This window comes from Echinicola sediminis (assembly GCF_054777495.1).
Genome location: NZ_BAAHAP010000151.1, coordinates 1 through 8352 on the forward strand (window position 1 = coordinate 1; position 8352 = coordinate 8352).

Below are 8352 nucleotides of genomic sequence, written 5' to 3' on the forward strand. Positions count from 1 at the left end.
CTGTGTGTCCCCTCTTTAAACGACTTAATACGGTACAAATGTAATAAAAAAAATTCCGATATAAAAGAAATGGTTTTGGATGAAAATATATTTGGCGCTAATATTCCTCCAATTCAGGGGGATTTAGTTTATGATTGAGGGGAAATACAAGTTTTTCCGTTTACGATGTTCTGAATGATGAGGGACCGTCGACCAAAAAAAGTCCCTCCGATGCTTGGTTTTTTTGTTAAAGAAAGAAGTTCTAGAAGGTGCTAATTCTGTTTTTTTTATAAATTATGTCAGGTTTTTATTCTCGTAATCTACATGGATTTTGAATTTTAAAAGATAGTTTTGTGTTCATGACAACTGTAGATATCCCAAGGGTTTAATTTTAATAAGATTTGATTTATGATTTCAAACGAACTGAAGGTATACAATACTCTTTCGCGCGATAAGGAACTTTTTGAGCCGATTAAACCACCTTTTGTAGGAATGTATGTTTGCGGTCCTACAGTTTATGGTGACGCCCATCTGGGGCATGCTCGGCCGGCCATTACTTTTGATACCGTATACAGGTACCTTAACCATCTGGGATACAAAGTGCGGTATGTGCGCAATATTACCGATGTAGGACATTTGCAGGGAGACTCCGATGATGGAGAGGACAAAATTGCCAAGAAGGCCAAGCTCGAACAGCTCGAGCCTATGGAGGTGGCACAGCATTATACCGATACCTACCATAGGGATATGGACTTACTCAATACCAAAAAGCCGAACATTGAGCCCCGGGCAACCGGCCATATCCCAGAGCAGATCAAGCTGGTGCAGGATATTATAGATGCCGGCCTGGCCTATGAGGTCAACGGCAGCGTATACTTTGACGTGCTGAAGTATAACAGCGAAAAGACTTATGGGAAGCTTTCCGGTAGGGTAGTGGAGGAACTGTTGAGCGGAAGCAGGGACCTGGATGGGCAGGATGAAAAACGCAATCCGATTGACTTTGCGCTTTGGAAAAATGCCGCAACAGAGCATTTGATGAAATGGGAATCTCCCTGGGGACTTGGCTTCCCCGGATGGCACCTGGAGTGTACAGCCATGAGCTCTAAGTACCTGGGGAATCAATTTGATATTCACGGAGGAGGGATGGACCTGCTCTTTCCCCATCATGAATGTGAGATCGCACAGGGAAATGCCGGCCATGGCACCGACCCCGCCAAATACTGGATGCACAATAATATGATCACCATCAATGGTCAAAAGATGGGGAAATCCCTGGGGAACTTTATTACGCTTCAGGAACTGTTTACCGGCAAACATCAATTGCTGGAGCAGGCCTACACTCCCATGACCATCAGGTACTTTATTTTGACGGCGCATTATCGGTCTACCTTGGATTTTTCGAACGATGCCCTAAAGGCGGCGCAGAAAGGGTACAAAAAAGTGATCAACGGTTTGAGAATCGCCAAAGAACTATCCTATGAAGGGGAAGAGGGTGTTGAGAAAGATGAGAAGCAGGTCGAGCAGGTGAAGAAAAGTATAGAAAGTGCTTACCGGGCCATGAATGATGATTTCAATACGGCTCAGGCCATTGGACATCTGTTCAATTTGCTCAAGAAAATCAACAGCCTTTATACCGGCCAGTTGAGTGCTGCCTCATTGGGAGAGGAGGTCTTTGAGGAGTTGATCAGGACTTTCACGGTTTTTGTGGAAGATATCCTCGGCTTGGTGGAAGAAAAGTCCGACAAGCAGCAGGCGTTGCTGGAAATCTTATTGAAAATCTATCAGGAAGCCAAGTTGGCCAAAGATTACGACAAGGTGGATGAAATCAGGGCTTCCTTAAAGTCCCTTGGCGTGGTGGTCAAAGACATGAAGCATAAAGTAGATTGGGCATATGAAGAATAACAGTGTATGGGCCATTATTTTGATTTTGGCCCTGACAGCATGTGGAGACGGGACTAAGGAAGTTGTCCAGGAACAACCGCTTGAGGTCGCGGTAAAGGATGTTCCTGAATTCAACGTGGACTCGGCATACTATTATATAGAAAAGCAGGTAGGATTTGGCCCAAGGGTCCCGAATACGGAAGAACATAAGGCTACAGCTTCCTGGTTGAAAGGGAAGTTGGCTTCATTTGGGCTGGAAGTGGAAACACAGGAGTTCACTGCACGAGCCTATGATGGCAAAGAGTTGGAGCTTATCAATATTATCGCCTCTTATAAGCCTTCTGCAAAAAAGCGGGTGGTATTGGCAGCCCACTGGGACACCAGGAGGATGGCCGATAAAGACACTGAAAGGATCGATGAGCCCATTGACGGGGCCAATGACGGGGCCAGTGGAGTAGGGGTGCTTCTGGAAATAGCCAGGGTATTGTCCACAGCCGAACTGAAGCCGGATGTGGGAATTGATTTTATTCTTTTTGACGGAGAGGATGATGGTAAACCCGAACATTCCAAAGGGGCCTCTGATGATGCCTCTTGGTGGTGTCTGGGCTCCCAACACTGGGCCAAAACACCGCACGAGAAAGGATATGCCGCCTATTACGGAATTTTACTGGACATGGTAGGGGCAAAAGGAGCAAGGTTTTATAAAGAAGGTGTTTCCATGCAATATGCAAAGGGCATCGTCAACAAAGTATGGAGCTATGCCCATAGCATCGGCCATAGTGATTTTTTCCAGATGAGGGAGTCCCATGCCATTACCGATGATCATGTGTTTGTCAATGAAATTGCAAAAATCCCGATGATTGACATCATTGATTATTCTCCTGATTTTGGCTTTGGGAATTATCATCACAAGCATGCGGACAATATGGATGTCATCGATAAAAGGACACTAAGGGCTGTTGGGGAGACGGTGTTATTTACTGTTTATCAGGAATAGTAAGTTTTGGACAAAGGGTAGGTCATGTCTCTCAAAAAATGTATATTCATTTTTTTGAGAAAGAATAAAACAGGATGAAAAAGGGACAAGTAACGATTCGGGATATTGCATTAAAGCTGAAAATCAGCATTTCCACTGTGTCCAGGGCGCTGCGGAATTCTCCGGAAATCAAACTGGAGACCCGGCAGAAGGTTTTGGCGATGGCAGAAAAGCTGAATTATACCCCCAATGTGGTGGCCCAAAGCCTACGTGTCAACCGTACAAAGACCCTTGGAATCGTCGTTCCTGAATTGGCCTCCCATTTTTTTGCTTCCAATATCAGTGGAATCCAGGACACCGCATACCGGAGAGGGTATAATGTGATGATCTGTCAGTCCAATGAAAACTTTGATCAGGAAAAGTCGGATATCCGCACACTGATCTCCAGCAGGGTGGACGGTTTGCTGATTTCCTTGTCCAGGGAAACAGAGAGCTATGAGCACCTTCAAAACCTGATCGACCGAGAGGTGCCCTTTGTGCTTTTTGATCGGATTACGGAAGGCCTGCCGGTTTCAACAGTTACCGTGAATGATACCCTGGGGGCTTATAAGGCCACTAAACACCTGATCGAGCGGGGCTGCAAAAGGATAGCTTTTCTATCAGGACCAGAGGGGATGTATATATGCCAGAAAAGACTGGCTGGCTATGAAAAGGCCCTCAAAGAATCGGGCATGGCTGTGGAGAAAGAGTTGGTCGTACACAGTGACCTTACCGAAAGGAGCAACCGTGCTTTGACAGAGGATTTGCTGTCGCTACCAAACCGTCCCGATGCGATTTTTGCGATCAATGATCCCGTTGCCATCGATGTGATGAAAGCGCTCAAGTCAAAAGGACTTAGTATACCGGGGGACATTGCTTTGGTAGGTTTTACGAATATGCCTGTTTCTGATGCTTTGGAACCTTCCCTGACCACTGTGGATCAGCCTGCTTACGAAATGGGACGCTTGGCAGCCAATAACTTGCTGGACCAGCTGATGGATCCTGAAGGTTTTCAGCCAAGGACGGTAGTTTTGGATACAGAACTGATCGTGAGAAAATCCTCCCAGAAGTAATTTTCTCTTGGAAACGTTTTCGGCAACGTTTTTTTCAAAAATAACTCCCAAATGCCCTGAATTACATTTTTTAATCCATTAATTTGGTCATTACAAATTTGGGATCGTCGAATTAAAAACTGTTTCCTCTTGTCTATTCAAAATACTTTCCGCACCGCAATCACGGTAGAAAAAGCTGTGTTTGGTCAAACCCCAGCAGGTCTTGACATCGATTTATATACCCTTTCCAATGCCAAGGGCATGAAGGCCTGTGTGACCAATTACGGGGCTACACTGACCCATCTGTTTGTTCCTGACCAAAAGGGACAGGCCACGGACGTGGTATTGGGTTTTGATAGTTTTGAGGAATACATCAGTGAAACCTATCTTCAAGCCAATGCTTTTATGGGCTGCACGGTCGGAAGGGTGTGCAACCGTATAGACAAAGGAAGATTTGAGCTGGAAGGAAAAGCTTATCAGGTGGCAGCCACCAATGGTGAACATCATTTGCATGGGGGGAAAGTGGGCTTTGATAAAAAAATATGGGCAGCAGAACAGCTTGAAAATGGGGTGAAGTTTACCTATGTCAGCCCTGATGGAGAAGAAAACTATCCTGGGGAGCTGACGGTATCGGTGGCATTTACCTTGTCGGAGGACAATGAACTGAAATTAACTTATACTGCCCACACCGATAAAACCACGGTGATCAACCTGACCAACCACTCTTATTTCAACCTTTCAGGGGATTTTTCCCAAACAGTTCTGGACCATGACCTTCAGGTGGATGCACCTTATTATATACCGGTGGTAGAAGGAAGCATTCCGACCGGTGAAATCCTTTCTGTGAAGGGGACTCCGTTTGATTTTCTACAAACCAAGAAAGTCCGTGAAGGGGTGTTTTCAGAGCATCCCCAGACCATCATCGGAAATGGGCTGGACCAGACCATTGTATTTGATAAAAATCAAGCCAAAGCGGTATTGTCATCGGAGAAAACAGGGATTTCCATGCAGGTGACCAGCTCTGAGCCGGGAATCCAGCTCTATTCGGCCAATTATTTTGATGGAACCGTAGAGGGAAAAGGCAAGATCTACCCTAAGCATGGGGGCTTGGCCATGGAAACCCAGCATTTTCCAGATTCCCCAAACCATGCTCATTTTCCCACAACCGTATTAAAGCCGGGAGAGCAATTTGACAGCTATACCGCCTTCAAGTTTTCAGTAAAAAAGTAAAGCCAATTATATTATCATGAACCCTACTGTTATTAAGTCAAAGTTCTCTGAACTCTTTGACAAGGAACCTATTGTCGTAAAATCTCCGGGAAGAATCAACCTGATCGGAGAACACACCGATTATAATGAAGGATTTGTCCTTCCTGCAGCCATTGATAAAGAGATTGTTATCGCGATTCAAAAGAATGGTACCAACGAATGTCGCCTGTTTTCCTATGATTTTCAGGAGTCATTGATCTTTGAACTGGATGATTTTGAGCGCATGGATGGCGGCTGGGGAAACTATGTGATGGGAGTAGTGGCCCAGCTCCAAAAGGCAAGATATGAGTTGGAAGGATTTGACCTGGTTTTTGGGGGGAATGTACCTGTTGGGGCAGGTTTGTCCTCTTCCGCAGCTTTGGAAAACGGTGTTTGCCTTGCCCTGTCCGAGCTTTTCGGCCTGAACATAGAAAGACTGGCGATGTTAAAATATGCCCAAAAGGCAGAGCATGAATTTGCGGGAGTGCAGTGCGGGATCATGGATCAATTTGCCTCCATGATGGGCAAGGACAATCATGCCTTGCGCCTGGATTGCCGTTCCTTGGAGTACAGCTATTTTCCCATTGATTTGGGGGATTACCAGATCATTCTTTGTGACACTCAGGTGAAACATTCATTGGCAGATTCTGCCTATAATGACCGAAGGAGAGAATGCCATGAAGGCGTGGAGGCTGTTCAACACTACTATCCAGAAGTAAAGAGCTTGAGAGATGTCAGCCTGGCCATGTTGGAGAAGGCAAAAGGAGATGTCAGCGAGGTGGTTTATACCCGTTGCAAGTACGTAATTGAGGAAAATGAGCGCTTGCTAAAGGGCTGTGAGCTATTGGAGCAAGGGGATATTAAAGGCTTTGGCCAGCAGATGTACGGCTCCCATGAGGGACTTTCCAAAATGTATGAGGTGAGCTGTAAGGAGCTGGATTTTCTGGCGGATTTTGCAAAATCAAAGGATACAGTTGCCGGTGCGAGGATGATGGGTGGAGGTTTTGGAGGCTGTACCATCAATTTGGTGGAAAAGGCCAACAAAGCAGGCTTCGAAAAAGAAGTGTCCGAAGCCTATAAGAAAGCCTTTGGTACCGACCTTCAGATTTACGAAGTGGAAGTGACCGACGGCACGCGCGTAGTATCCAGTACCAATGTCTAGCGTCTTACATTTGGTGTCTAACATCTAATCTATCAAACCTATTAATACCTATAACTAATTATGTCTGACTTTAATTTCGAAGATCACAGTCACAGGAGATATAATCCCTTTACCGGAGAATGGCTTCAGGTTTCCCCGCACAGGGGAAAAAGACCATGGCAGGGACAGGAAGAAAAGACCGAAGAGGATGAAAAACTGGATTATGACCAAAGCTGCTACCTTTGCCCGGGAAATACCCGTGTCAATGGGGAGGAAAATCCAGCTTACGAGGGGAGTTATGTTTTCCAAAATGATTTTGGGGCATTAACAGCAGATATTCCCGAGGGAGAAATGGTGGAAGGGGAATTTTTCCGTGCCAAAAGTGAGAAGGGAATTTGTAAGGTGATTTGTTTTTCCCCAAGGCATGACCTGACGATTCCTGAATTGGAGGTAGAGGCCATCACCAAGGTGGTGGAGCTTTGGAAGTCCGAGTACCAGGAATTGGGCTCCAAGGATTTTATCAACTACGTTCAGATTTTTGAAAATAAGGGAGCGGTAATGGGCTGTTCTAATCCACACCCACATGGGCAGATTTGGGCACAGGAATCCCTGCCCGTAGAGCCTGCAAAAAAGCAGCAGAAATTTGCCGCGTACCATGCGAAATATAAGCGGAGCATGGTGGTGGATTATGTGGCCGAAGAGCTGAAAAAGGGAGAGCGAATCCTCTTTGAAAATGAATATTTTGTGGGTTTGGTGCCTTTTTGGGCCGTATGGCCATTTGAGGCCATGATTGCCCCTAAAGAACATATTGCCTCTTTGGCTGCAATGAGCCAGGCACAGATGGAAGCTTTGGCAGATGCCTACAGACAGCTGACTATCATGTATGACAATGTGTTTAAGGTGTCTTTCCCTTATTCTGCAGGTCTTCATCAGGCGCCTACTGATGGGGAAGAGCATCCTGAGTGGGATCTCCATATGGTTTTCTACCCCCCTCTATTGCGCTCGGCTACGGTGAAGAAGTTTATGGTGGGGTATGAGATGCTGGCCAATCCCCAAAGGGATATCACTGCTGAATCTGCTGTGAAAATCCTCAAAGGACAGGCTAAGGAACATTATAAAACCCAAGTAGGGGTTGAATAAACGAAAAAGACGCTAGGTAATCGATCAATATTATCTAGCGTCTTTTTTTTATCCAGAAGTTGGACTTTTTAAATCCTGATTACGCAATAGCTTTCCTATAGCATATTCCATCTAACTTCTGTCATAATCTCAGTTCAAGTTTCAAAGACGTCATTTCGAGCTTGTCTGGAGCCAAACAGGGCTTGGCGTAGGATTGCGAGAAGGAAGCCGTGGGAATCTCATAATAAGAAGATTGCCGCACCCTTTCCTCCCACACTTACCCAAGCACAAAAGGGTTCGCAATAGCCTGCCCCGATCACTTTCGGGGACGCTAGTGATCCTATTTCACTGCTTTTAAATCGAACTCGGGTTCATACCTTAGCTATTGTACGTTACTTTTTCCAAGTCTTAGAATTTGGGCTAAAACAACCGGTAATTTTTTACCTGATCGATAAAATGCACTGCACTGCTAGGTGAAAGCACCAGGATAAAGGCTATGCCAAACAAAGCCCCATAAAGGTGGGCATCATGGTTGATGGCATCATTGTTTTGCTTGCTTTTGATCATAGAATAAGCCAGAAACAATAAGCCAAGGATAAATCCGGGCAGGCAGATCAATCCAAAAATGCAGATGTCCGCCATGGGCATCAATACAATACTTGCGAAAACCGCTGCGGCTGTCCCCCCTGAAGCTCCCAATGCCTGATAACTCGGGTTATCCTTATGCTTAAAATAAGTGGGGATATCAGAAATGGCAATTGCGGCAAGGTAAAACACCACAAATGTTAGGGTTCCAGGTAGTGAGCCATAGCGGTAACTCAGGTATTGTTCCACCAGCCTACCGAAAAAGTAGAAGGTTATCATATTGAAAAGCAGGTGTACGCCATCGTTATGGATAAATCCTGAAAAGATAAACC

7 protein-coding genes are annotated in these 8352 nt (G+C 45.5%); 6 read left to right on the forward strand and 1 reads right to left on the reverse strand.

Translation table 11 applies throughout. The features are described from left to right. Positions 1-387: 387 nt before the first annotated feature. The 6 genes from cysS to ACYVAA_RS21530 all read left to right on the forward strand — a co-directional run bounded on the left by cysS (position 388) and on the right by ACYVAA_RS21530 (position 7456). The gene (gene cysS, locus ACYVAA_RS21505; protein WP_460545827.1) at positions 388-1881 is read left to right on the forward strand and encodes a cysteine--tRNA ligase; all 1494 of its coding nucleotides are present in this window, start codon (positions 388-390) and stop codon (positions 1879-1881) included. Then, positions 1871-2857, forward strand: a complete 987-nt coding sequence (locus tag ACYVAA_RS21510; protein ID WP_460545829.1) for a zinc-binding metallopeptidase family protein — start codon at positions 1871-1873, stop codon at positions 2855-2857. Before cysS ends, ACYVAA_RS21510 begins: the two co-directional genes overlap by 11 nt. 74 nt (positions 2858-2931) lie before the next feature. Further along, the gene (locus ACYVAA_RS21515) at positions 2932-3948 is read left to right on the forward strand and encodes a LacI family DNA-binding transcriptional regulator (protein ID WP_460545831.1); all 1017 of its coding nucleotides are present in this window, start codon (positions 2932-2934) and stop codon (positions 3946-3948) included. Positions 3949-4077: 129 nt separating this feature from the next. After that, positions 4078-5157, forward strand: a complete 1080-nt coding sequence (locus tag ACYVAA_RS21520; protein WP_460545833.1) for an aldose epimerase family protein — start codon at positions 4078-4080, stop codon at positions 5155-5157. A gap of 16 nt (positions 5158-5173) precedes the next feature. Further along, positions 5174-6337: a galactokinase gene (locus ACYVAA_RS21525; RefSeq protein WP_460545835.1), complete on the forward strand. Its 1164-nt coding sequence runs from the start codon at positions 5174-5176 to the stop codon at positions 6335-6337. A gap of 60 nt (positions 6338-6397) precedes the next feature. After that, positions 6398-7456, forward strand: coding sequence for a galactose-1-phosphate uridylyltransferase (locus ACYVAA_RS21530; RefSeq protein ID WP_460545837.1), 1059 nt, complete (start codon positions 6398-6400; stop codon positions 7454-7456). 399 nt (positions 7457-7855) lie between these two features. Here ACYVAA_RS21530 and ACYVAA_RS21535 read toward each other — a convergent pair. After that, positions 7856-8352: rhomboid family intramembrane serine protease (locus ACYVAA_RS21535; RefSeq protein WP_460545839.1), on the reverse strand; the 497-nt coding region annotated here is incomplete at its 5' end.

Coding starts and splice junctions, on each gene's coding strand:
- cysS (WP_460545827.1), top strand. CDS start 388: ATGATTTCAAACGAACTGAAGGTATACAATACTCTTTCGCGCGATAAG.
- ACYVAA_RS21510 (WP_460545829.1), top strand. CDS start 1,871: ATGAAGAATAACAGTGTATGGGCCATTATTTTGATTTTGGCCCTGACA.
- ACYVAA_RS21515 (WP_460545831.1), top strand. CDS start 2,932: ATGAAAAAGGGACAAGTAACGATTCGGGATATTGCATTAAAGCTGAAA.
- ACYVAA_RS21525 (WP_460545835.1), top strand. CDS start 5,174: ATGAACCCTACTGTTATTAAGTCAAAGTTCTCTGAACTCTTTGACAAG.
- ACYVAA_RS21530 (WP_460545837.1), top strand. CDS start 6,398: ATGTCTGACTTTAATTTCGAAGATCACAGTCACAGGAGATATAATCCC.